Genomic DNA, 22,707 nt, shown 5'->3' on the forward strand with positions numbered 1-22,707 from the left:
AGATGATTCCCAGCGAAGAAGACCTGCAGATCCGCGATGTGGCCCGCCAGTTCGCCCAGGAGCGGCTCAAGCCCTTTGCCGCCGACTGGGACCGCGAGCACCGCTTCCCGGCCGAAGCGCTGAAGGAAATGGCCGACCTCGGCTTCCTCGGCATGCTGGTGGCGGAGGAGTGGGGCGGCGCACAGACCGGCCACCTGGCCTACGCCATGGCGCTGGAGGAAATCGCCGCCGGCGACGGCGCCTGCTCGACCATCATGAGCGTGCACAACTCGGTGGGCTGCATGCCCATCGCCAAGTTCGGCAACGACGAGCAGAAGCGCCAGTTCCTGGTGCCCCTGGCCCGCGGCGAGATGATCGGCGCCTTCGCCCTGACCGAACCGCAGGCCGGCTCCGATGCCAGCTTCCTGAAGACCCGTGCGCGCCGCGACGGCGATCACTATGTGCTGAACGGCAGCAAGCAGTTCATCACCTCCGGCAGCCACGCCGGCCTGGTGATCGTCTTCGCGGTGACCGATGCAGCGGCGGGCAAGAAGGGCATCAGCGCCTTCATCGTGCCCACCGACACCCCCGGTTACCGCGTGGTGCGCGTCGAGGACAAGCTCGGCCAGCATGCGTCCGATACCTGCCAGATCGCCTTTGACGACGTGCGGATTCCGGCCAGCTACCGGCTGGGCGAGGAGGGCCAGGGCTACGCCATCGCTCTGGCGAACCTGGAGGGCGGGCGCATCGGCATCGCCTCCCAGGCGGTGGGCATGGCCCGTGCGGCCTTCGAATACGCCCGCGACTACGCCCACGAGCGCGAGACCTTCGGCAAGCCGATCATCCAGCACCAGGCCGTGGCCTTCCGCCTGAGCGACATGGCGACCGAGATCGCCGTGGCGCGGCAGATGGTCCACCACGCCGCCAGCCTGCGCGAAGCCGGCCTGCCGTGCCTGACCGAAGCCTCCATGGCCAAGCTGTTCGCCTCGGAAATGGCCGAGCGCGTGTGCTCCGCGGCGATCCAGACCCTCGGCGGCTATGGCTATCTGCAGGACTACCCGGTGGAACGCATCTACCGCGACGTGCGGGTGTGCCAGATCTACGAAGGCACCAGCGACGTGCAGCGGCTGGTCATCGCGCGCAGTCTGTAACGGGTTCGCCGGCAGACCCCGGCCTGTTCGTTGGACAGGCACTTCGGCAGGGCGGGGTCTGCCGGTGGCTTATCAGGTAGCGCGGACTGTTTTTTGTTGGGCCGAGGGGGACGCCGGGTCCTTGCTCGCGATCCGTGCTCGCCTGAGATTTCACCGCTGGGCGGTTCGCGAGCAAGCTCGCTCCTACTGGTCCGGCGAGTGCTGGACTGTAGGAGCGGATCTTATCCGCGAAATCCCGGCGTAGCCGGGACAGTGCCTGCGCCGGGAATGCCAGCCGTGCGGCAGGATCGCGGAGAAGCTCCGCACCTGCCAGAGCGGGTCGCGCCGGCATTTCCCTGTAGGAGCGCGCCATGCCCGCAATCGCGCGCATGGCGCGCCTACAGGCATCCGGGGATGGCAAACGTAGGATGGCGTGGAGCGAAGCGATACCCATCGATGGGCATAGCCCGAAACATCAGGCGCGCTCCGCCGCCTCGCGCGCTTCCCGCGCCGTCACCTGCTGGCACAGCTCGATGATCTGCTCGCGCATCCAGCGGTTGGCCGGGTCCTGGTCGGTGCTTTCGTGCCAGTACAGGTGGGTTTCCAGCTTGGGCACGTCGTTCACCGGCAGGTCGACGAAATGCAGCCCGTGGTGGCGGGCGAAGCGCTCGGGCACGGTGACCACCATGTCCGTCTGCTGCACCACGGTGGAGGCCATCAGGTAGTGCTGCGAGCGCAGGGCGATCTTGCGCTGCAGGCCCATCTTGCCCAGCGACAGGTCCACATAGCCCAGGCCGCTGCGACGGCTGGATATCTGGATGTGCGCCACCGAGAGGTATTCCTCCAGCGTCAGCTTGTCCTTGGCCAGCGGGTGGCCCTGGCGCATCGCGCAGACGTAACGGTCCTCCATCAGCTTGACGTGGCGCACCTGCGGGTCGGTGTTCAGCGGCGCATCCACGGCGAAGTCCAGGCGGCCGGCGGCCAGCTCCTTGGTGGTCTCGCGGCGCTTGGAGAGGAAACTCTCGATGTGCACGTTCGGCGCCAGGCGGCGCAGGCGCTGGAACAGCGGCGGCAGGACGATGGCCTCGGTGAGGTCGGTCATGCTGATGCGGTAGGTCTTGCTCGCCTGGGTCGGCGTGAAGGTGCGGCTCTCCTGCACCGAGACGCGCAGCAGCTGCAGCGCGTTGCGCACCGGCCCGATGATGTTCTGCGCCATGGGCGTTGGCACCATGCCCTGCGCGGTCCGCACGAACAACGGGTCGTTGAAGGTCTCACGCAGACGGGCGAGGGCGTTTGAGACGGCGGGCTGGGTAATGCCGACTATCTGTCCGGCGCGGGTCAGGTTGGCTTCGGTATAGATGGCGTCGAAGACGATGAACAGGTTCAGGTCGACCTTGCTGAGGTTCATTCCAGGGCTCCGCTTGTAATTGTTCTGCGGCCGATCATACCCGATCGAACGCTCAGGTCCATACGGGTTATGAATGTTCATTGATTCGGATAATAGGCTGGGTAAATGCCTTTCGCTGTTCTAGCATCATCACCACACAAACAACCGCCGCCAGAAGGTCAGCCCCCATGGATTTCGCTTATTCCGCCAAGGTTCAGGATCTGCGTGAGCGCCTTACCGCGTTCATGGAAGCCTACGTCTATCCCGCCGAGAAGGTATTCGAGGAGCAAGTGGCCCAAGGCGACCGCTGGCAGCCCACGCAGATCATGGAAGACCTCAAGGTCAAGGCCAAGGCCGAAGGCCTGTGGAACCTGTTCCTGCCCGAGTCCGAACTGGGCGCCGGCCTGACCAACATGGAATACGCGCCGCTGGCCGAAATCATGGGCCGCTCGCTGATCGGCTCCGAGCCGTTCAACTGCGCCGCGCCGGATACCGGCAACATGGAAGTGCTGGTGCGCTACGGCAGCGAGGAGCACAAGCGCACCTGGCTGGAACCGCTGCTGCGCGGCGAGATCCGCTCCGCCTTCGCCATGACCGAGCCGGGCGTGGCCTCGTCCGATGCCACCAACATGGAAGCCAACGCGGTGCGCGAGGGCGACGAGTGGGTCATCAACGGCCGCAAGTGGTGGACCTCCGGCGCCTGCGACCCGCGCTGCAAGATCATGATCTTCATGGGCCTGACCAACCCGGACGCGCCGCGCCACCAGCAGCACTCGATGATCCTGGTGCCCACCGACGCCCCCGGCGTGAAGATCCTCCGCCCGCTGCCGGTGTTCGGCTACGACGACGCCCCGCATGGCCACGCCGAAGTGCTTTTCGAGAACGTCCGCGTGCCCTACGAGAACGTGCTGCTGGGTGAAGGCCGCGGCTTCGAGATCGCCCAGGGCCGCCTCGGCCCGGGCCGCATCCATCACTGCATGCGCTCCATCGGCATGGCCGAACGCGCGCTGGAACTGATGTGCAAACGCTCCGTCAGCCGCACCGCCTTCGGCAAGCCGCTGGCGCGCCTGGGCGGCAACATCGACCACATCGCCAACTCGCGCATCGAGATCAACCAGGCCCGCCTGCTGACCCTCAACGCGGCGTACATGATGGACACCGCCGGCAACAAGATCGCCCAGAGCGAGATCGCCCAGATCAAGGTGGTGGCGCCGAATGTCGCCCTCCAGGTGATCGACCGCGCCATCCAGATGCACGGCGGCGCCGGCGTCTCCAATGACTTCCCGCTGGCCTACTGGTACGCCATGCAGCGCACCCTGCGCCTGGCCGACGGCCCGGACGAAGTGCACCGCGCAGCCATCGGCAAGTACGAGATCGGCAAGTACGTGCCGCGTGACGCCCTGCGCAGCAGCCGCTGAGCCTAGGCAACCCGGAAAAAGGCCCGCTGATGCGGGCCTTTTTCATGGGCGGGGAATCATGCTGTGCGTAGGAGCGGACTCTGTCCGCGATGTGCAACAGGCCAGCTCCGAGTCGCCGGAAACCTATCGCGGACAACGTCCGCTCCTACGCTTGGGCATTACCCGGGGCGCTCTTCGTAGGAGCGAGCTTGCTCGCGAACAGCCCCTCCAACGAACAAGGCCAGCATGCGCTGGCCTTGTTCATTCATTGCGAAGGAGAGGGCTCCGGCCCCTCGGCCTTCGCCCGCTGCTCGATCAGCCACTGCCGCCGCGTGTGCAGTTGGGCCGCAAAGGCCCGCGCGGCGGCCTCGTGAGGAAAGCGCAGCGCACGGCGACCGAGGCGGACCTGCCAATAGGCCCGGCCGCGAAACTCAACGGCTTCGATCCTCACCTCCAGCGCTTGCATGGGTCCTCTCCTGGCTGACGATTTCCAGCGGTTCCTCGCTGGTCCGGCGGGTCTTGAGCAAGGATAGCAGTATGCCACCTGCCAAGAGGCCGAAGGTTACGCCAAGGGACAGGGCGGCGGGAACCTTGCCGATGAATCCGTGGAGGAAAATCTTCGTGCCAATGAACACCAGCACCAGCGCCAGGGCGTACTTCAGGTAGACGAAGCGGTGGATCATCGCCGCCAGCGAGAAGTACAGGGCGCGCAGGCCGAGGATGGCGAAGATGTTCGAGGTGTAGACGATGAACGGGTCCTGGGTGATGGCGAAGATCGCCGGCACGCTGTCCACCGCGAACACCAGGTCGGCCAGCTCGATGAGAATCAGCGCCAGGAACAGCGGGGTGGCGTAGCGCACCAGCTTGCCCGAGGCATCCGGCTTCTTCACGAAGAAATGGTGCTCGTGGAGGGTGTCGGTCATGCGGATGTGCTTGCGCAGGAACCGGAGCACGGGATTGTTGGCCAGGTCGGGCTCGGCCTCATGCCTGCTGAACAGCATCTTCACGCCGCTGAACAGCAGGAAGGCGCCGAACACGTACATGATCCACTCGAACTCCTTCACCAGCGCGGCGCCCAGGCCGATCATCAGCGCGCGCATGACGATGGCGCCGAGGATGCCCCAGAACAGCACCTGGTGCTGGTAGCGGCGCGGGATGCCGAAGAAGCCGAAGATCATCGCCATGACGAACACGTTGTCCATGGACAGCGACTGTTCGACGAGGAAACCGGTGTAGTACTCCACCGCGCTGGTGGCGCCGAACTCGTACCAGACCCAGCCACCGAAGGCCAGGCCGCAGGCGAAGTAGCCGGCGGACAGCATCAGGCTCTCGCGCACACCGATCTCGTGGTGATCGCGTTGCAGCACGCCCAGGTCGAGTACGAGCAGAAGAATCACGATGGCCAGGAAGGCCAGCCAGAACCAGGTGGCGGTTCCGAGGAATGGTTCGGTCAAAAAGGCGTGCAGAGCTGTCATGTGGCCCCTCCCTTAGTGTCGTTGTCGAAAAGTGACTCCGACATGGCGGTTGGCAACCGTCAGAGGGGCCCGGCGTCACTGGCGGGAACATAGCAGAGCGGACGCGGCAGGCAAGCGATGGAACGTAACAAGTTCCTACATCAATTCGAGAAAGAGGCGTCAGCGTCTGACGCAAAGTCTAGACGCTGGCTCTCGGCAGGGTGGTGCGTGGCTCAATACACCCAGACTTCGACGCGGCGATTCTTCACCCGGCCGTCGTTGTCGCTGTTGGCCGCCACCGGCAGTGCGTCGCCCATGCCGCTGATCTCACGGAACATCACGCCCTCCTTGGCCAATTCGCGGCGCACGGCCATGGCGCGCAGCTTGGAGAGCAGTTCGGCGCGGGCCGGGTCCTGTTTCGGATCGCCGAAACCGACCAGCACCGCCTGCTTGTTCATTTTGCCGTTCTGCTGCAGGTACGCCAGCAGCCGGTCGATGTCGCGCTGGGCCTTGTTGTCCAGGGTCGCGCTGCCTTCGCGGAAACGGAAGTTCACCGACAGCCGCTCGGCCTCACGGGCCAGGGCCTGGTAGTTCGCCGGCATGCTCGCGCGCGGCGCCATCTTCACCGCCTGCACACGCTGGCCGACGAAGCCGCTGGCGCTGACCAGCGCCTGGCCCTGGTCGCCCTGGGCGAACTGCACCAGGGCGCGGGCCCAGCGGTTGGGCTCCTCGGGCTTCATGTAGAGGAACAGGCGGCGCGACAGCGGGTAGTCCTCGGTCGCGACCAGCGTAGTGGACGGCGCCATGGCCTGGGAGTCGCCGTCGGCGATGCGCAGGGCCTTGGCCTTCTGGATCGACGACAGCCCGACGAAGCCGATGCCTTGCGGGTCCTTGCTGACCTCGGCGGACAACTGGTCGCTGGACTCGAAACGCTGCACGCCGCTGGCCAGCGCCTTGCCGTGGCTGGCCAGTACCAGTTCCTTGAAGGTGTCGAAGGTGCCCGAATTATCGTCGCGGGAGTACAGCCGGATGGCACCGCCACGTCCGCCGATTTCTTCCCAGGTTTTCACCTCGCCCGAGTAGATTCGCGCCAGCGTCTCGGTGCTCAGTTCATCCAGCGGGTTGGCTGCGTTGACGATGATCGCCAGGCCGTCGATGCCGATCACCTGTTCGGCCTTGGCACTGCGCAAGTTGCCCGACGCCGACAGGCCCGCCGCTTCGGCGTCCTTGATCGGACGCGAGGCGGCGGCCAGTTCTGCGCTGTTGTCCTTGAGGGCGACGAAGCCGGTGCTGGAGCCGTGGGCGGCCAGGTCGACGATGGCCTCCTTGCCGTCCTGGCTGCGGCCAATGATGCGTTGTTCGTTCTCCGCCTTGCCCGGCTGGGCGCTGACGTTGCTGTAGCCCTCGCTGACCAGCAGGCCCTTCACCAGCTCCGGCAACAGGTGCGCACCGATGGTGTTGGAACCCTGGATACGCAGCACCGGCTCACCGCCCTGGGACGAGGGCAGGGCGGCGAAGGCCGACCACGGAAAGGCGTAGCAGATGAAGACGATGGTGAGCCAGGCGATGGTGACGGGCCAGGGTTGGGCGTCGCTGGGGCTCGACTTGTACTGCATGGGTCAACTTCCATTTGAGGCATCGTTGGCGCGGCAGATTAAGTCGGAATCATTGCATCGATATGACGCATTCCGGCGACGCGGAATCGTTTCGGAGAAAGCCGGGGTGGCGTGGGATGTTTCCGATTTTCCCCGCCAGCGCCAATCGTTAAACAGCACAGCTCTGGACCGGACCTACGGAGACTGTGATGAACGACATGATCGACTCCGCGTCGTTGCTGATGAAGCTGGTGATCATCCTGTGCGTGATGCTGATGGCCTGCTCGGTGATGGTGCTGCCCGACAAGACCTTCGCCGTGGCGCCTGCCGTGCTTCTGCTGATCGCGCCGATGTTCCTGCTGACCCTGCTCCTGGATCTCACGGAGGGGTTGCGTCGGCGTTGACGGTTCTGGTCACCGTCTACGGATTTTCCTGGCCAATGGGGCGCACGCCGCGCGCCGGTTCTTTGGGTTCATGAGAAATGTCCGACGGTGGATCGGACGAGACTGATAACAGTGGCGGTGGACCCCGGCGAAACTTACGCGGTTCAAGGAATCCGCCGCTGGAATGTGAAAATGGCTCTGTTTCAATCCGCCTCCAGGCGGCAAAACTCGCAACAGATCTTGCGTCATCTCGTGCTGGTCCCCCTGGCCCTTCGCAAGGCCGCCGTCCCGTGCTGGGGGCGTACCTGGCGCAGGGGCGCGCTGAGCGTTCAGCGGCCACGCGAGGTCAAGTTCAAAGGCTCCCGGCTGGTTATGCATTCGTGGCTGTCGTGGATGAGCATGTTCTCCCGCGATACCGCGTTGGCTGCCGCCTTGGCGGGTGATACCCAGCCGGCGGCGCCGGTCGCGGGGGCGCTGGAGGCCGAGCTGTCGCGAGAGATGATGATCGATTTCGCGAATATCTCCCGGAGCCGCAAGCAGTCGGCTGTGGCATCCGTCGCCAGCGAGGTGGACACGCCGACGGCCTCAACGCCCGGCGCAACGGATCATGCCGCCGTCGAGGCTGTGGCCGAGGCCGAAGCCGCCGTTCTGCTGCAAGCGGGGCTGGCGGAATTTGCTGCGCCGGACTCCGTCGATCAGCAGTTCATGGAAACCCTGGTGAACGACAGCGCGCCACTGGCTGACGAAGCGCCTGCCGCACCGATGATCACCGCGGCAGAGTCTGAACAGGCTGCACCAGTGAACGTGGCAGACCTCCCTGCATCGCCGGCGGCTGCACTGGCGAGCACCGTCGGACTGACTATTCAGGACGTCGTGGGTGAGCCTGAGGATATCGAGTCGGTGATCGAGCAGGCCGAGGCCGTCGAGGTATCCGCCGCACGGGAAGCGCCAGCGGAGATTCCGGTGCTGCAGGCGTCGTCCATCGAGCCTGCTTTCGAACCCCAGGCCCCCGTACTCCCTGAGCCGGACGCTACTGTCGCAGAGATCCACGTACCCGAACTGCCGCCTGAGCTTGCGGCGCCTGCCGTGGACGAGGTCGTGGCCGCCGAGCCGCAGCCGGTCGACGTCGAGTCTGTCGTCGATTCCCAAGACCATGAACTCGCAGCGCTTCCGGAGCTGGAAGCCACGGCTGTCGAGCCTCAGGTGTCCGAACTGCCAACCGAAGCGGCGCCCCCTGCCGTGAACGAGGCGCCTTACGCCGACCCGCAGCCCGTCGACGTCGAGGCTGTCGTCGATTCCCAGGACCATGAACTCGCAGCACTTCCGGAGCTGGAAGCCACGGCTGTCGAGCCTCAGGTGTCCGAACTGCCACCCGAAGTTGTGGTTCCGGCCGTGAACGAGGTGCCGTACACCGAGCCGCAGTTCGTCGACGTCGGGCCGGTTCTTGAACCGCAGCACCCGGAGCTCCCAACGCTTCCGGAACTGGAACCTGTCGCTGCCGAGCCGCAGGTATCTGAACCTATGGCCGAAGTTGCGGTGCCTGCCGTGGACGAGACGCTGATCACCGAGCCGCAGCCGCATCACGTCGAAGCCGCCAGCGAGCAGCAAACGCCCGCGTCGCCGAGCATCACCGAGGCGGCGGCCACCGTCGCGGAACGCTACATGGCGGCCACTTCGGCCACCCCCGCGGGCGTGCAAGCCGAGCAGGCCACGGCTGCCGAGCCGCCGTCCAGCGAACCTGTCATCCCAACCGAACCGGGGCACCAGGACTCGCTGCCGGATGTGGTTGCCGAGGTCCCCCAGCAGGTTGCCGAGATCGGCGCAGCAGTCGAAGAGCAGGTGTCGATTGCGCCGACCTATGCCGACGAGGGCGCCGTGGACACTTCGCTCTTCGTCGGGCCGCCTGCACCGCCCGAGCGGGATAGCGCCGCAGCAGCACTGCCTGCCGAAGACGGCGTCGCCGAGGAGCCCGCCGCCGAACTTCACGTGGCTGCGCAGCAAACCAGGACAGGCGAGGCAGCCACGCGCGGGCCGTCCGCTGCGGCCGAACAGGTCGAGACGGCTGTCGAGAAGCCCGCCGAGTCGGACCTGGCCCGGTCCATCGCCGGCATCGAGGCCGCCTTTGCCGAAATGCTCGAAGAAAAGCTGGTGCTGCCCGATATCAGCAGCGTCCAGTCCTTTACCGCGCCGACCCGCCGCGACCGGCGACTGGCCGAGACCTACAACCTTTCGCGCGTCGATGGCGACCGCAACCTTGAGGCCTTCGTGCTTCGTGGAATCTTGATACAGAAGGATGATGCAATGACCGATACCCAAGACGTGACGGCCGACGCCGAACTGCATGCCGCCCCGATTTCCTCGGCGGAGCTTCAGGAGGTCGCCACGACGCTCAACGTGCCGCAACTCGATGCCGATCCGGACGACGTCCTTTCCGATGTGCAGAGCACCCTCAACTCCCTCGCCGGCATGGCTCAGGGGCTGAGCCAGCAGAAGCAGGCTGCCGGGCGCCTGCAGGACGAGCTGGAAGAGTGGAACAACCAGTTGATGGAGCGCGAGCGCCTGGCGGGCGACAAGGAAGAGCGCCTGGCGCAGATGGAGACCCATCTGAAGGAAGCCAAGACCAACCTGGATCGCATGGCCGCCGAGAACAATCGTCTGCTGGCAGAGCGTAGCGAAGCGCTCAAGGAACTGGCCCAGACCGTCGACGCCCGTGACCGGGCGACCCTGCGCAAGGCCGAGGCTATCCAGGCGGAGCAGCAGCGCATCGACGAGCTGGCGGCCAGCCTGCGGGCCCGTTCCGCCGAGCTGGATGAGCGCGAAAGCCACCTCAAGCGCAAGGCCGAGGAGCTTTCGGTGCGCCTCAAGCAGTTGCAGAGCGCCAAGGACAAGTTCAGCGCCATCGTTCAGAGCTTCAACGAGACGGTGCAGTTCAACAGCACCTTGTCGGCCATTTCCAAGACCGTTGCCGAGTAAGTCGGTGGGCCAGTGCGGCGGCCGGCGCACTGGCCAGACTGACCAGCTTTCACGCGCAGGTGGAACGGGAGCGAGGCACCACGCTCCAGGCTCTGGTGCGGCGGGCATCGAAAGACGATGTCCTGCCGCTCTGCCAAACAATAACAGGCATAGCCGTATGACCAACGGATCCGCTTCAGCGCTCGACAGCCGCTGTGGCGCTCCGCTTCAGGCAACAGGACATGTCATGCCCCGCATCGTATTCGTCGAACCTTCCGGGCCTGATTTCCTGGCCTTACGCCGCCACCTGAGGGCTGGCGGATTCAAGGAAACGCTGCACCTCAAACATGCGCAACAGGCCTTGCGACAACTCAAGGCCGGGGAATGCGACCTGCTGGTGGTGACGCTCGACCTGCCCGACATCCATGGGCTGGAACTGATCGTGATGCTTCGCCAACGTGGCCAGCTGGACCCGGCGACGCCCGTCATGGTGTGTTCCCACCGCAATACCTCGTTGAGCATCCATCAGGCGGTGCGTGTGGGGATTTCCGGATTCCTCCTGCTGGGCGATCGCTTGCCCTTGCTTGGCGGCGCCATCGAGACGCTTCTGGCAGGCGGTTCGGTGTTGCCGGAGCATCCTCCGCTGTGTGCCGAGGACGATCCGCGGCTCGGAATCGCGCGCGAATTCTCCTCCCATCAGATCGCGGTGCTGCACGGGTTCAATCGCGGCCATTCGGCCTCATCCCTGGCAGAGATATTCGACTTGCCCGGCACGGCCATCGATCAGTGCAAAGGGCGACTGATGCGCAAGATGTCGGCATCCTCCCTCGATGAACTGCTGTGCATCTGCGAGAACATCGGCCTGTTGTAGAGACAGGCTTTAGCGTCATGCGGCGCGTCGCTGGAGTCTGGTGGCCGGAAAAAGGGGACGGTTAATTGTTTTCCTTCATCCGTGCAGGAATTCCCTGACAGCCAAAATTTCCCGAGATCGTAAGAATTGCCCTGAATCTGTTCGCTCATTTCTCCCAGTACTGCGGACAGCCCTTAGGTATTTGATTGAGCCGTGCGATGTCGTGGCTGGGGTAGCGCCTGCTTCCAGGGTTCCTCCCGGGCCATGCGCCGTCACGCTCCAGCGCGATGACGTGCGGCGCGCTCGATCATTCTTACGGTAGGACTTCCCATGAGTCTGAATACGGAACGGTCCGAAGAACACGACGGGCCTGAGCAGTCGACTGTGGTCCATCCGACCCAGCCGCATGAGCAGACCGCTGACGCCGCTTCGGCCGTCATGCCCAGCGACGGTGATCTCGAAGGCCAGTCGGTGATCGATGCCTTCGCGTCCTTCGAGCGTGACCTGGCCGCCCTCGAGTCAACCTGCGCCTATCCAGCCGAGGCACCGTCATCGGTCAACGAATCGAGCGACGGGCTCGCGTTCGACCGGCAGGCGGCTCCCGAGCCGCACACCTCGAAATTTTCTACCGAGTCTGTCGCCGTCGAGCCGTCATCTGCCACGCCGCGACCCGCTCCAGCCTTTGCCAACCCTTCTGCAGCGCCATCCTTCATCGAGGAATTTTCCACCATGAACGTCCATAACCAACTCCAGCAGAACCACGCCGATAGCTCGCTGGTCGCCGATGCCGCTTCTCCGGCGGGAAGCGCGCCATCCCTGGAGACCGATGGCGTGCTGCGTGACGTACAGTCCAGCCTCGACTCGCTGGCCGGCATGGCTCATGGCCTGTCCCAGCAGAAGCTGGAAATGATGCGGGTGCAGGAGGCGCTGGAAGAGCGCCGGGCGGCGGCGCTGGAACGCGAGCGGCAACTGACCGAGCGGGAAGAGCGCCTGGCCCAGCAGGAGCAGCGTCTGCAGGAAGAGAAACACAGCATCGAGCGCCACGCCGAACAGAACGCAACGATCCTGGCCGAGCGCAGCAGCGCTCTGCAGGCCCTGGCCGAAACCGTGGATGGCCGCGACCGCGCGACCGCCAAGCGTGCCGAGGTGTTGCAGAAGGAACAGCAGAACGTGGAGCGTCAGATCGCGCAGTTGCGCGCACGTGCCCATGATCTGGACGAGCGCGAAGCCGGCCTGCAACGCCACAGTGCCGATCTGGCGGCGCGCTTCAAGCAACTGCTCGATGCCAAGGAACGCTTCGGCGCCATCGTGAAGGGCTTCAACGAGACGGTGCGCTTCAATACCACCTTCAGCGCGATCAGCAAGACGGTCGGCGTGCCGGAAGAGGAGTGATCGACCCGGCGTCGCCCACGCGACGCCGCGGGACCCACGCCCGGCCAGTGTGCCGGGCGTTTTTTCGTCAGCTCAGTTGCAGCCAGATCGGCGCGTGGTCCGATGGCTTTTCCATGCCGCGAATATCGTAGTCCACGCCGGTATCGGCGATGCGTCCGCGCAGGGCTTCCGAGGCGAGGATCACGTCGATGCGCAGGCCGCGCTTGGGGTTGTCCTCGAAGCCGCGGCTGCGGTAGTCGAACCAGCTGAAGCGGTCGTCCACGCTGGGGTTCTGCAGACGGAAGCTGTCCACCAGGCCCCAGCCCTTGAGGCGAGCGAGCCATTCGCGCTCTTCCGGCAGGAAGCTGCACTTGCCGGTCTTTAGCCAGCGCTTGCGGTTTTCTTCGCCGATACCGATGTCACAGTCTTCCGGCGAGATGTTGATGTCGCCCATGACGATCAGTTGCTGGTCGGGCTGGAAGCGGGTTTCCAGCAGGTCCTGCAGGTCGGCGTAGAAGCGCTGCTTGGCGGGGAATTTCACCGGGTGGTCGCGGCTTTCCCCTTGGGGGAAGTAGCCGTTCATGATGGTGATCAGCTGGCCTTGCGCGTCCTTGAAGGTGCCCCAGATGAAGCGCCGCTGGGATTCCTCGCCGTCGTTGGGGAAGCCGCGTTGCAGCTCCAGCGGCTCCTGGCGGGAGAGCAGGGCGACGCCGTAGTGGCCTTTCTGTCCGTGGTAATGCACGTGATAACCGAGGGCTTCGATTTCCTCGCGGGGGAACTGCTCGTCGGCGACCTTGGTTTCCTGCAGGCCGATCACGTCCGGCTGGTGGCGTTTGATGACCGCCTGCAGCTGGTGGGGACGTGCGCGCAAGCCGTTGATATTGAAGGAGACGATTTTCATCCTGAGCGCCCTGGCAAAAGCACGATGCTAGCCCAGGCGGCCGATCCTGGCGACCCCGGCAAGGCGCTGCTAGGGTTTTGTGGCTGGACTCATAAGCATAAGAAGAACTCACCCAAGAGGCGTCCGCATGCCCGATACCCTCGCCGAAGTCCGTCTGCTGGACGGCAACTACAGCCGTGAAGTGCGCTCGCTGCTGTACCACGCCTACCGCCACGAACCCACGTTCGCCTATCTGTTCGAATCCGACCGCGCCGGTTTTGACCAGCGTGTGCGGGCCACCGTGCGCGAACTGGTCAACCAGCACTTTCTCGAAGAGCTGCCGGCCATCGGCCTGCTGATCGAGGACCGCCTGGTGGGCGTGGCGCTGGTGGTGCCGCCGCAACGCCGACTGGATGTCACCGAAAGCTGGTTCTGGCGCATGCGCATGCTGCTCACCACCGGCCTGGGGTGCACCCGTCGCTACCTGGACTATCACGCTGCGGTGCTGGCCTGCCTGCCGCCGGGTCCGTACCACGTATTGCCGCTGATCGGCGTGCACCCGGAATTCCAGGGCAAGCATCTCGGGGAGCAATTGCTCGACGCGCTGCACGCGTGGTGCGCCGAGGAGGGCGGCTCGCAGGGGCTGGTGCTGGACACCGGCAACGCCCGCTACCTGGAGTTCTATCGGCGGCATGGCTACGAGGAGCTGGGAGAGGTGGCCCTGGGGCCGATCCGCGAGCACGTGCTGTTTCATTCCACCCTGGGGCACGGGGCGGCGAAGACGTCCTCGGGTTAGCCGGCGACTCGCATCGTCGGAAGTCTCCTACGCTCTAGAGGAAGGCATTGCGGGGAAAACCCGTGCTAGCATTCCGCGCCATGAGAGTTGTCCAAGGATTGCTTGGGCTGCTGCTGGTAATGGCCTTCTGCTTGCAGGGAGCCCTGGCGGCCGAAGCCCATCTCGACGTTCGTATCACCCCCGCCAACGCTGCGCTCAAGGCCAATATCGAGGCCTATGTGGGCAGCCTTGGCGAGCGTGATCAGGCGGCCCTGCAACGGTTTCGGCGCAATGCCGAGGAGCAGGCGCAGAAGGCCGCCCAGGCCTTGGGCTACTACCAGGCGCGCATTCGCAGCCGGGTGACCGATGACACGGTGCCCACCCTGCGCCTGAACGTCCGCCCCGGCGAGCCGATCCACTTGCGCAACGTGACGGTGCGCATCGACGGGCCGGCGGCCCAGCTCAAGAGCTTCCGCGTACCCGGCGGTGATGCCCTCAAGCCCGGTGCGCAACTCAACCATGGCGCCTACGAGGATGCCAAGCGGCTGATCCAGAACCAGGCGTCGCGCTTTGGCTTCTTCCGCGGCCAGTTCACCCAGCAGCAACTGCGTATCGACCCCGAGGCCGGCGTGGCGGACATCGAACTGGTGTACGCCAGCGGGCCGCGCTACCGACTGGGCAAGGTCGATTTCGCCGGCGATTTCCCCTTCGACGACGAACTCCTGCAACGCATGGTGCCGTTCAAGGAAGGCGCCGATTACGACTCCGAGCAGATCGCCGACCTCAACCAGGCCCTGCAGTCCAGCGGCTACTTCGATGGCGTGCGCGTAGACGCCGCGCCGGGCAATGCCGATGGCGAGGTGGTGCCGGTGTACGTCCACCTGGACGCGCGCAAGCCGCGCACCATGGGCCTCGGCCTGGGCTTCTCGACGGACGTCGGGCCGCGTGCTCGCGCCACCTGGACCCGCCATTGGGTCAACCCGCAGGGCCACAGCCTGGGCTTCGAAGCGGAAGTGGCCGCGCCACGGCAGAACGTCGGCGCCTGGTACGAGATTCCGCTGGACCCACCCCTCACCGACAAGCTGCGTTTCACCAGCGGCTACCAGTACGAAGACCTGGTGGACACCGAGAGCAAGCTGCTGACGCTTGGCGGCGAATGGCACCACAAGCTGGACAGCGGCTGGCAGCGGGTCGTCTCGCTGAACTGGCAGCGCGAGGAATACAAGCTGGGCGACGATTCGGGCCTGAGCAGCTTCCTGATGCCGGGGATCGGCTACTCGATCCTCGAAGCCGACAACAAGGTCGACCCTGGCAAGGGCTACCGCCTGCAGTTCGACGTGAAGGGTGCCAAGGAAGGGCTGCTGGCCGATGCCGACGTCGCCCACATCAGCGCCATGGCCAAGGGCGTCACCAGCTTCGGCGGCGGGCAGCGCCTGCTCGGGCGCATCCAGGTCGGCGGCATCGCCACCAACGATTACAGTGCGATCCCGCCGTCGCTGCGCTTCTTCGCCGGTGGTGACCAGAGCGTGCGCGGCTACGACTACCAGACGCTGTCGCCGAAGAACTCCGACGGCGATCGCATCGGTGGCCGCTACATGGTCGCCGGCAGCGTCGAGTACCAGTACCCCATCGCCGAGCGCTGGCGCCTCGCGGCTTTCGTCGACCAGGGCAACTCGTTCAACTCCCTGGACTTCCCCTCGATCAAGACCGGCGTCGGTTTCGGCATCCGCTGGATTTCCCCGGTCGGGCCACTGCGCCTGGACCTGGCCGACGGCCTCGACGAGGACGGCGGCATCCGCCTGCACTTCTCCATGGGGCCTGAGCTGTGAGCCGCGCCGGCTGGATGCGCGCGCTGCGCTGGAGCCTGGGCAGCCTGCTCGGGCTGATCCTGTTGCTGGTGCTCACCCTGGCCGCCTTGCTCGGCACGGCGGCGGGCAGCCGCGCGCTGCTGGGCTGGGTGCCGGGCCTGAGCGTCGACGCCTTCGACGGCCGCCTTGCCGGTGGCTTCAGCGCCAAGCGCCTGGAATGGACCGACGGTGCCACCCACCTGGTCCTCGACCAGCCGCAGATCGACTGGTCGCCGGCCTGCCTGCTGCGCATGAGCCTGTGCCTGCACAGGGTCGTGGCCAACGAGGTGCTGCTGACCCTGCCGCCCAGCGAGCCGAGCGAGTCGTCCGGCCCCATCGAACTGCCCGATCTGAGCCTGCCGCTGTCGCTGGAACTGGGTGACATCCGCATCGGCCGCTTCCTGCTCGATGGGCAGGAACAACTGCGCGACGCCGAGTTGGCGGCGCACTGGGACCACGAAGGCCTGCACATCGATTCGGTGAAGCTTGCCCGCGACGGCCTTAACCTGTCGCTCAAGGGCTTGCTCAAACCGACGCAGGGCTGGCCGCTGGAGGCCGAAGGCAGCCTGGGCCTGCCCGCGCCGGGTGAAAAGCCCTGGACTCTGCAACTGCAGGCCAAGGGCGAGTTGATGGGCCATCTGAAGCTGCAGGCACAGAGCAGCGGTTACCTGAACGGCCAACTGGAGGGCGACCTGCAGCCGCTGGCGGACAACCTGCCGGCCAGCGCGCTTCTCACCGCCGATGGCTTCAAGGCCGACGCCTCGTTGCCCGACACTCTCACGCTGAACCAGCTGCGCCTGAGTGCCAACGGCAACCTCAAGGATGGCTACCAACTGGCCGGCGCCGCCGTGCTGCCTGCCGAGCAAAGCCCGGTGGCGCTGAGCCTGCGCGGTCGCGTGGACGCGCAGGGCGCAGACATCGCCGCGCTGGACCTGAGCGCCGCCAAGGACCAGCGCGTGGCCGTTACCGGACGCCTCGACTGGAAGGACGCCTTCGCCGCCAACGCCCAGCTCGACTGGCTGGACTTCCCCTGGCGCCGCCTGTACCCGGCCATCGACGAGCCGCCGGTGAGCGTGCACACCTTCAAGGCCGAGGTGAGCTACAGCGACGGTGCCTACCTGGGCAACTTCGACGGCGCCTTCAAGGGCCCGGCCGGCGATTTCACCCTGGCCAGCCCGGTGTCGGGCAACCTCACTGAAGTCTTCCTGCCCTCGTTGAAGCTGGTGGCGGGGCAGGGCAAGGCGGAAGGGCACCTGAAGGTCGGCTTTGCCGACGCGGTGAGCTGGGATGCCGCCCTGGATCTGTCCGACTTCGACCCGGCCTACTGGCTGGCGGAGATGCCGGGTCGCCTGGGCGGCCCGCTGCGCAGCCAGGGTACGTTGAAGGGCGATGTCGTGAACCTCGACGCCCACCTGGACCTGCAGGGCCGCCTGCGCGGCCAGCCCGCCGTGTTCAAGGCGAATGCCCAGGCGCAGGGGCAGGCCTGGAAGGTCGACGGCCTTACCCTGCAACTGGGCGACAACCGCGTCAGCGGCCAGGCCGCGCAGGACCAGCGGCTGTCCGGCCGCCTGGACATCGCCCTCAATCGCCTGGGCCAGCTCTGGCCGCAGCTGTTCGGCCAGGTCAGTGGCCGGCTCGATCTGGCGGGCACGCTGCAAGCGCCCCAGGGGCAACTCACGCTCGCCGGGCAGCGCGTCGCCTTCGCCGACCAGGGCCTGCGCACCCTGGACCTGACGGCGTCCCTCGATGCCGCCCAGCGTGGCCGGGTGAACCTGACGGCCCAGGGCCTGCACAGTGGCGATAGCGATTTCGGTGTGCTCAAGCTCGATGGCAGTGGCGACCTGCAACGTCAGCAACTCACCGTGAACCTGCAAGGCAAACCGGTGGCGCTCGACCTCGGCCTGGACGGCACTTGGAACGGCAAGGATTGGCGCGGACGCCTCGCCAAGGGCGGCATCCAGAGCGGCGGCCAGGACTGGCGCCTGCAACAGCCGGCGCGCCTGGAGCGACTGGCGGATGGACGGATCAACCTGGGCGCCCATTGCTGGACCTCCGGCCCCGCCAGCCTGTGCATGGAGGACCAGCGCCTGCTGCCGGACCCGCGCCTGCGCCTGCACCTGCGCGAGTTCCCGTTGGACAGCCTGGCCCGCTGGATGCCGGAGGACTTCGCCTGGAAGGGCAAGCTCGATGGCGACGTGCAGCTCGACCTGCCCGCCAGCGGCCCCAATGGCTCCATCCTGGTCAACGCCAACAACGGCACCCTGCGCATCAAGGAGCAGGAGGAGTGGGTCGATTTCCCGTACCAGCGCCTGCAGCTGGAAAGCCGCCTGACCCCGCGCCGTGTCGATACCAGCCTGCAGTTCCAGGGCGACAAGCTCGGCAGCCTGCAAGCCCAGGTGCAACTCGACCCGCGGCCGAAGAACAAGCCGGTGAACGGCACCTTCAGCCTCAATGGCCTGGACATCTCCGTGGCACGGCCGTTTGCGCCCATGGTGGAAACCCTGAAGGGCCACCTCAATGGCAGCGGGCAGATCAGCGGCGGCCTGATGGCGCCGCGGGTGGAGGGCGAACTGCGCCTGAGCGACGGCGAGATTTCCGGCGGCGACCTGCCGACCCGCTTCGAGCAGTTGCAGGTGACGGCGCGTATCGCGGGCGAGCAGGTCGATCTCAGCGGCGACTGGAAGGCCGGCGAGCGCGGCAACGGCACCCTGTCCGGGCGCATTGCCTGGGCCAGCGGGCTCGACGTCGACGTCAAGCTGCGCGGCAATCGCCTGCCCGTCACGGTGGAGCCCTATGCCAACCTCGAAGTCGAGCCGGACCTGAGCATCACCATGGCTGCCGAGCGCCTGGCGGTGGCCGGCACGGTGCAGGTGCCGCGTGGCGCCATCACCATCCGCCAGCTGCCGCCCTCCACGGTCAAGGTCTCCGACGACACGGTGATCGTCGGGGCGAAGCAGGAGCCCAAGAGCGCGCTGGCGCTGAACATGGACATCGACGTCAAGGTCGGTAGCGACAAGCTGACCTTCAGCGGATTCGGCCTGAACGCCGAACTGGCCGGCCAGGTGCACGTGGGCGACAACATGGACACCCGCGGCGAGCTGCGGCTGAACAACGGCCGCTACCGTGCCTACGGGCAGAAGCTGGAGATCCGCCGCGCGCGTCTGCTGTTCGCCGGGCCCATCGACCAGCCGTTCCTGGATATCGAGGCGATCCGCAAGGTGGATGACGTGGTGGCGGGCCTGCGCCTGACCGGCAATGCCGAGCAGCCGCGCAGCGAGGTGTTCTCCGAGCCCGCCATGAGCCAGCAACAGGCGCTGTCCTACCTGGTGCTGGGCCGGCCGATGTCCACCGGCGAGGACAGCAACATGCTCGGCGAGGCGGCGCTGGCGCTCGGCCTGGCCGGCAGTGCACCGCTGACCGGCGAGGTCGCCCAGCGCCTGGGTATCCAGGACTTCCAGCTGGATACCGAAGGCACCGGCAACAGCACCAGCGTGGTCGCCAGCGGCAAGCTCTCCGAGCGTCTCAGCCTGCGTTATGGGGTGGGCGTGTTCGAGCCGGCCAACACCATCGCGCTGCGCTACCTGCTGAGCAAGAAGGTCTACCTGGAGGCCGCGAGCGGCCTGGCCAGTTCGCTGGACATCTTCTACAAGCGCGACTTCTGAGGCTTTCGCAGGAGCGAGCCTGCTCGCGAACCGCATGACCTGCCTTGCGCGTGGACAGCCACGGTGCTGTTCGCGAGCAAGCTCGCTCCCACAGGGCGTCTCGACGCAGGGCGAGCAATCCTGAGCGGGTTATCTGCCCTGCGACCCCTGCAAGACTGGCTTGCCCTGGCACGTCGCTTACCTTCATGGCCCCTTAAGGTACCCGGCACAGACTCCCCCCGCCGCCGGACGCTGTGCGCACAAGGGGAGTCATCATGCGCCTGGATCTCATCAGGACCCACCTGCTCGAATTCATCAACAAGGGCTTCCCGGCCCGTCAATTGCGCCGGCTGGCCGCGCGCGACCTGCTGCGTGGTTCCGCCGCCGGGCGGCAGGCGCCCAATGCGCTGACGACCGCCTTGCTGGAGTGGTCGGCGCTGGAGCCGACCACGGTGCTGGAGCGTCTGGAGAGCCGGCGCGAAGGCCTGAGCGAGAGCGAGGCGGGCGAGCGCCGCCAGCGCGAGGGGCTCAACGAAGTGGACCAGGATCGCCCCATCGGCGCCTGGATGCACCTGTGGTACTGCTACTGCAACCCTTTCAACCTGCTGCTCAGCGTGCTGGCCGGCATCTCCTGGTTCACCGAGGACGTCGAGGCCGCGGTGGTGATCGGCAGCATGGTGGGCATTTCCACGCTGCTGCGCTTCATCCAGGAAAAACGCTCCAACCGCGCCGCCGAGAAGCTCAAGGCGATGGTCAGCAACACCGCCACGGTCTTCCGCAGCGCCGAGGCCGACGGCACCGCGCTGCGTCTGGAAGTCCCGATCCGTCAACTGGTGCCCGGCGATGTGCTATGGCTGTCGGCCGGCGACATGGTGCCGGCGGACGTGCGCCTGCTCAGCGCCAAGGACCTGTTCGTCGGCCAGGCCGCGCTGACCGGCGAATCCCTGCCGGTGGAGAAGTTCGCCCAGTTGCGCGACGCCCGCCAGGGCAATCCGCTGGAGCGCGACAGCCTGTGTTTCATGGGCACCACGGTGGTCAGCGGCTCCGCCCTGGCGGTGGTGATCGGCACCGGCACGCGCACCTATTTCGGTTCCCTGGCCGAACGGGTGATTGCCAGCGACCCCACGCCCACGGCCTTCCAGGCCGGGGTGAATCGGGTGAGCTGGCTGCTGATCCGCTTCATGCTGGTGATGGCGCCGGTGGTCCTGCTGCTGAACGGCTTCACCAAGGGCGACTGGCTGGAGGCCGCGCTGTTCGCGCTGTCCATTGCCGTCGGCCTGACCCCGGAGATGCTCCCGATGATCGTCACCTCGACCCTGGCCAAGGGCGCGGTGGTGCTCAGCCGACGCAAGGTGATCGTCAAGCGCCTGGACGCCATCCAGAACTTCGGCGCCATGGACATCCTCTGTACCGACAAGACCGGCACCCTGACCCAGGACCGCATCGTCCTCGAACGCCACACCGACGCCTTTGGCCAGGTGCAGGACCGCGTGCTGCAGCTGGCCTTCCTCAACAGCCACTACCAGACGGGGCTGAAGAACCTGCTGGACGTCGCCGTGCTGGAGCACGTCGAACTGCGCCACGCACTGAAGGTGGACAGCCGCTTCCGCAAGCTCGACGAGATTCCCTTCGACTTCGCCCGCCGGCGCATGTCGGTGGTCGTCAGCGAGCGCGAGGACAACCACCTGCTGATCTGCAAGGGCGCGCTGGAAGAGGTGCTCGCGGTCTGCGCCACCGTGGAGACCGCCGAGGGCATCGAGCCGCTCACCGGTGCCCGCCTGGAGAGCATCCGCGCGGTCGCCGACGGGCTCAACCAGGAAGGCCTGCGGGTGGTGGCCGTGGCCACGCGCGAGCTGCCGCCCACCCGTGACACCTACGGCGTAGCCGACGAAAGCGGCCTGTGCCTGGCCGGCTACATCGCCTTCCTCGACCCGCCCAAGGAAACCACCGCGCCGGCCCTGCGCGCGCTGGCGGACAACGGCGTGGCGGTGAAGGTGCTCACCGGCGACAACGACCGGGTGAGCCTGAAGGTCTGCCGCGACGTGGGCCTGGTGGTGGACGGCGTGCTGCTCGGCCCGCAGCTCGACGAGCTGGACGATGCCGCGCTGGGGGAACTGGCCGAACGCACTACGCTGTTCGCCAAGCTCACCCCCAGCCACAAGGAGCGCCTGGTGCGCGTGCTGCGCGAGCGCGGCCATGTGGTCGGCTTCCTCGGCGACGGCATCAACGACGCGCCGGCGCTGCGCACCGCCGACATCGGCATCTCGGTGGACTCGGCGGTGGACATCGCCAAGGAAGCGGCCGACCTGATCCTCCTGGAAAAGAGCCTGATGGTCCTGGAGGAGGGCGTGGTCGAGGGGCGCCGTACCTTCGCCAACATGCTCAAGTACATCCGCATGACCGCCAGCTCCAACTTCGGCAACGTGTTCAGCGTGCTGGTGGCCAGCGCCTTCATCCCGTTCCTGCCGATGCTGCCGCTGCAACTGCTGGTGCAGAACCTGCTCTACGACCTGTCGCAGATCGCCATTCCCTTCGACCACGTCGACGATGAACTGCTGCGCAAGCCGCAGCAGTGGAATCCGGACGGGCTGGGGCGGTTCATGGTGTTCTTCGGGCCGATCAGCTCGATCTTCGACATCGCCACCTTCCTCGTGCTGTGGCACGCGTTCGGCGCCAACTCGCCGGAACACCAGACGCTGTTCCAGTCCGGCTGGTTCGTCGAAGGCTTGATCTCGCAGCTGCTGGTGGTGCACATGATCCGCACCCGGCGCATTCCCTTCCTGCAGAGCCGCGCTGCGTGGCCGCTGCTGGGCATGACCCTGGCGATCATCGCGGTAGCGATCTTCCTGCCCATGGGGCCGCTGGCGCATTCGTTCCGCCTGCAGGCCCTGCCGCTGGGCTACTGGCCGTGGCTGCTGGCGATCCTGCTGGGCTACATGGCGCTGACGCAGGCGGTGAAGGGCTGGTTCGCCCGCCGCTATGGCTGGCAGTAGACGACGCGGAACCAACGTGCGAACCCGATCACCGCTGGTCACGCGGGCGTCGGGTTCACTACACTCACGGCAT

General features: G+C 66.3%; 15 protein-coding genes. 10 read left to right on the plus strand and 5 right to left on the minus strand.

Annotation, left to right across the window (positions count from 1 at the left end; translation table 11 throughout):
• The first annotated feature begins 2 nt into the window (after positions 1-2).
• A complete protein-coding gene (locus N0B71_RS19490; protein WP_259754351.1) occupies positions 3-1,130 on the plus strand; it encodes an acyl-CoA dehydrogenase family protein in 1,128 nt (375 codons plus the stop codon).
• Positions 1,131-1,584: 454 nt separating this feature from the next.
• On the opposite strand, the gene N0B71_RS19495 is transcribed toward N0B71_RS19490, so the two are convergent.
• The gene (locus tag N0B71_RS19495; RefSeq protein ID WP_259754352.1) at positions 1,585-2,517 is read right to left on the minus strand and encodes a LysR family transcriptional regulator; all 933 of its coding nucleotides are present in this window, start codon (positions 2,515-2,517) and stop codon (positions 1,585-1,587) included.
• Between the two features lie 167 nt (positions 2,518-2,684).
• Here N0B71_RS19495 and N0B71_RS19500 point away from each other — a divergent pair, with 167 nt between their 5' ends.
• Entirely contained in the window at positions 2,685-3,914 is a 1,230-nt protein-coding gene (locus N0B71_RS19500) for an acyl-CoA dehydrogenase (RefSeq protein WP_259754354.1), read from the plus strand.
• A 244-nt stretch (positions 3,915-4,158) separates the two neighbouring features.
• Here N0B71_RS19500 and N0B71_RS19505 read toward each other — a convergent pair whose 3' ends face one another.
• The 3 genes from N0B71_RS19505 to N0B71_RS19515 form a co-directional block, all read right to left on the minus strand.
• The gene (locus N0B71_RS19505) at positions 4,159-4,359 is read right to left on the minus strand and encodes a hypothetical protein (RefSeq protein ID WP_017518018.1); all 201 of its coding nucleotides are present in this window, start codon (positions 4,357-4,359) and stop codon (positions 4,159-4,161) included.
• Complete coding sequence (locus tag N0B71_RS19510) at positions 4,325-5,368, minus strand: TerC family protein (protein WP_259754355.1); 1,044 nt, start codon at positions 5,366-5,368, stop codon at positions 4,325-4,327. The genes N0B71_RS19505 and N0B71_RS19510 overlap by 35 nt, the downstream gene beginning before the upstream one ends.
• A 212-nt stretch (positions 5,369-5,580) precedes the next feature.
• A complete protein-coding gene (locus N0B71_RS19515; RefSeq protein ID WP_259754356.1) occupies positions 5,581-6,963 on the minus strand; it encodes a phosphate ABC transporter substrate-binding/OmpA family protein in 1,383 nt (460 codons plus the stop codon).
• Between the two features lie 188 nt (positions 6,964-7,151).
• Here N0B71_RS19515 and N0B71_RS19520 point away from each other — a divergent pair, with 188 nt between their 5' ends.
• The 4 genes from N0B71_RS19520 (at position 7,152) to N0B71_RS19535 (ending at position 12,519) form a co-directional block, all read left to right on the plus strand.
• On the plus strand, positions 7,152-7,346 hold the full coding sequence (locus N0B71_RS19520; RefSeq protein ID WP_259754357.1) for a hypothetical protein: 195 nt from the start codon (positions 7,152-7,154) through the stop codon (positions 7,344-7,346).
• A 171-nt stretch (positions 7,347-7,517) separates the two neighbouring features.
• On the plus strand, positions 7,518-10,298 hold the full coding sequence (locus N0B71_RS19525; protein WP_259754358.1) for a hypothetical protein: 2,781 nt from the start codon (positions 7,518-7,520) through the stop codon (positions 10,296-10,298).
• A gap of 226 nt (positions 10,299-10,524) precedes the next feature.
• Positions 10,525-11,148 (plus strand): response regulator, encoded by a 624-nt coding sequence (locus tag N0B71_RS19530; protein ID WP_259754359.1) that lies wholly within the window; start codon positions 10,525-10,527, stop codon positions 11,146-11,148.
• A gap of 309 nt (positions 11,149-11,457) precedes the next feature.
• On the plus strand, positions 11,458-12,519 hold the full coding sequence (locus N0B71_RS19535) for a DUF4200 domain-containing protein (protein WP_259754360.1): 1,062 nt from the start codon (positions 11,458-11,460) through the stop codon (positions 12,517-12,519).
• A gap of 67 nt (positions 12,520-12,586) precedes the next feature.
• Here the strand turns inward: N0B71_RS19535 and xthA are convergent, their stop codons facing one another.
• Positions 12,587-13,399 carry an exodeoxyribonuclease III gene (xthA, locus tag N0B71_RS19540; protein ID WP_259754361.1) on the minus strand — a complete coding sequence of 271 codons (813 nt, stop codon included), beginning with the start codon at positions 13,397-13,399 and terminating at the stop codon, positions 12,587-12,589.
• Positions 13,400-13,526: 127 nt separating this feature from the next.
• Here xthA and N0B71_RS19545 point away from each other — a divergent pair, with 127 nt between their 5' ends.
• The 4 genes from N0B71_RS19545 to mgtA all read left to right on the plus strand — a co-directional run bounded on the left by N0B71_RS19545 (position 13,527) and on the right by mgtA (position 22,634).
• A complete protein-coding gene (locus N0B71_RS19545; protein ID WP_259754362.1) occupies positions 13,527-14,174 on the plus strand; it encodes a GNAT family N-acetyltransferase in 648 nt (215 codons plus the stop codon).
• An 80-nt stretch (positions 14,175-14,254) separates the two neighbouring features.
• Positions 14,255-15,982 carry an autotransporter assembly complex protein TamA gene (locus N0B71_RS19550; protein WP_442964619.1) on the plus strand — a complete coding sequence of 576 codons (1,728 nt, stop codon included), beginning with the start codon at positions 14,255-14,257 and terminating at the stop codon, positions 15,980-15,982.
• A 14-nt stretch (positions 15,983-15,996) separates the two neighbouring features.
• The gene (locus tag N0B71_RS19555; protein WP_259759624.1) at positions 15,997-19,662 is read left to right on the plus strand and encodes a translocation/assembly module TamB domain-containing protein; all 3,666 of its coding nucleotides are present in this window, start codon (positions 15,997-15,999) and stop codon (positions 19,660-19,662) included.
• A gap of 254 nt (positions 19,663-19,916) precedes the next feature.
• Complete coding sequence (gene mgtA, locus N0B71_RS19560) at positions 19,917-22,634, plus strand: magnesium-translocating P-type ATPase (protein WP_259754363.1); 2,718 nt, start codon at positions 19,917-19,919, stop codon at positions 22,632-22,634.
• Positions 22,635-22,707: the final 73 nt, after the last annotated feature.

It is taken from the genome of Pseudomonas sp. GCEP-101 (assembly GCF_025133575.1).
Taxonomy (GTDB): domain Bacteria; phylum Pseudomonadota; class Gammaproteobacteria; order Pseudomonadales; family Pseudomonadaceae; genus Pseudomonas; species Pseudomonas nitroreducens_B.

Excerpts from the sequence above, each read along its gene's own strand:
- xthA (WP_259754361.1), bottom strand. The coding sequence starts at position 13,399 with ATGAAAATCGTCTCCTTCAATATCAACGGCTTGCGCGCACGTCCCCAC.
- mgtA (WP_259754363.1), top strand. The coding sequence starts at position 19,917 with ATGCGCCTGGATCTCATCAGGACCCACCTGCTCGAATTCATCAACAAG.
- N0B71_RS19500 (WP_259754354.1), top strand. The coding sequence starts at position 2,685 with ATGGATTTCGCTTATTCCGCCAAGGTTCAGGATCTGCGTGAGCGCCTT.
- N0B71_RS19535 (WP_259754360.1), top strand. The coding sequence starts at position 11,458 with ATGAGTCTGAATACGGAACGGTCCGAAGAACACGACGGGCCTGAGCAG.
- N0B71_RS19520 (WP_259754357.1), top strand. The coding sequence starts at position 7,152 with ATGAACGACATGATCGACTCCGCGTCGTTGCTGATGAAGCTGGTGATC.
- N0B71_RS19510 (WP_259754355.1), bottom strand. The coding sequence starts at position 5,368 with ATGACAGCTCTGCACGCCTTTTTGACCGAACCATTCCTCGGAACCGCC.
- N0B71_RS19530 (WP_259754359.1), top strand. The coding sequence starts at position 10,525 with ATGCCCCGCATCGTATTCGTCGAACCTTCCGGGCCTGATTTCCTGGCC.
- N0B71_RS19555 (WP_259759624.1), top strand. The coding sequence starts at position 15,997 with ATGCGCGCGCTGCGCTGGAGCCTGGGCAGCCTGCTCGGGCTGATCCTG.
- N0B71_RS19495 (WP_259754352.1), bottom strand. The coding sequence starts at position 2,517 with ATGAACCTCAGCAAGGTCGACCTGAACCTGTTCATCGTCTTCGACGCC.
- N0B71_RS19545 (WP_259754362.1), top strand. The coding sequence starts at position 13,527 with ATGCCCGATACCCTCGCCGAAGTCCGTCTGCTGGACGGCAACTACAGC.
- N0B71_RS19525 (WP_259754358.1), top strand. The coding sequence starts at position 7,518 with ATGGCTCTGTTTCAATCCGCCTCCAGGCGGCAAAACTCGCAACAGATC.
- N0B71_RS19490 (WP_259754351.1), top strand. The coding sequence starts at position 3 with ATGATTCCCAGCGAAGAAGACCTGCAGATCCGCGATGTGGCCCGCCAG.
- N0B71_RS19515 (WP_259754356.1), bottom strand. The coding sequence starts at position 6,963 with ATGCAGTACAAGTCGAGCCCCAGCGACGCCCAACCCTGGCCCGTCACC.
- N0B71_RS19505 (WP_017518018.1), bottom strand. The coding sequence starts at position 4,359 with ATGCAAGCGCTGGAGGTGAGGATCGAAGCCGTTGAGTTTCGCGGCCGG.
- N0B71_RS19550 (WP_442964619.1), top strand. The coding sequence starts at position 14,255 with ATGAGAGTTGTCCAAGGATTGCTTGGGCTGCTGCTGGTAATGGCCTTC.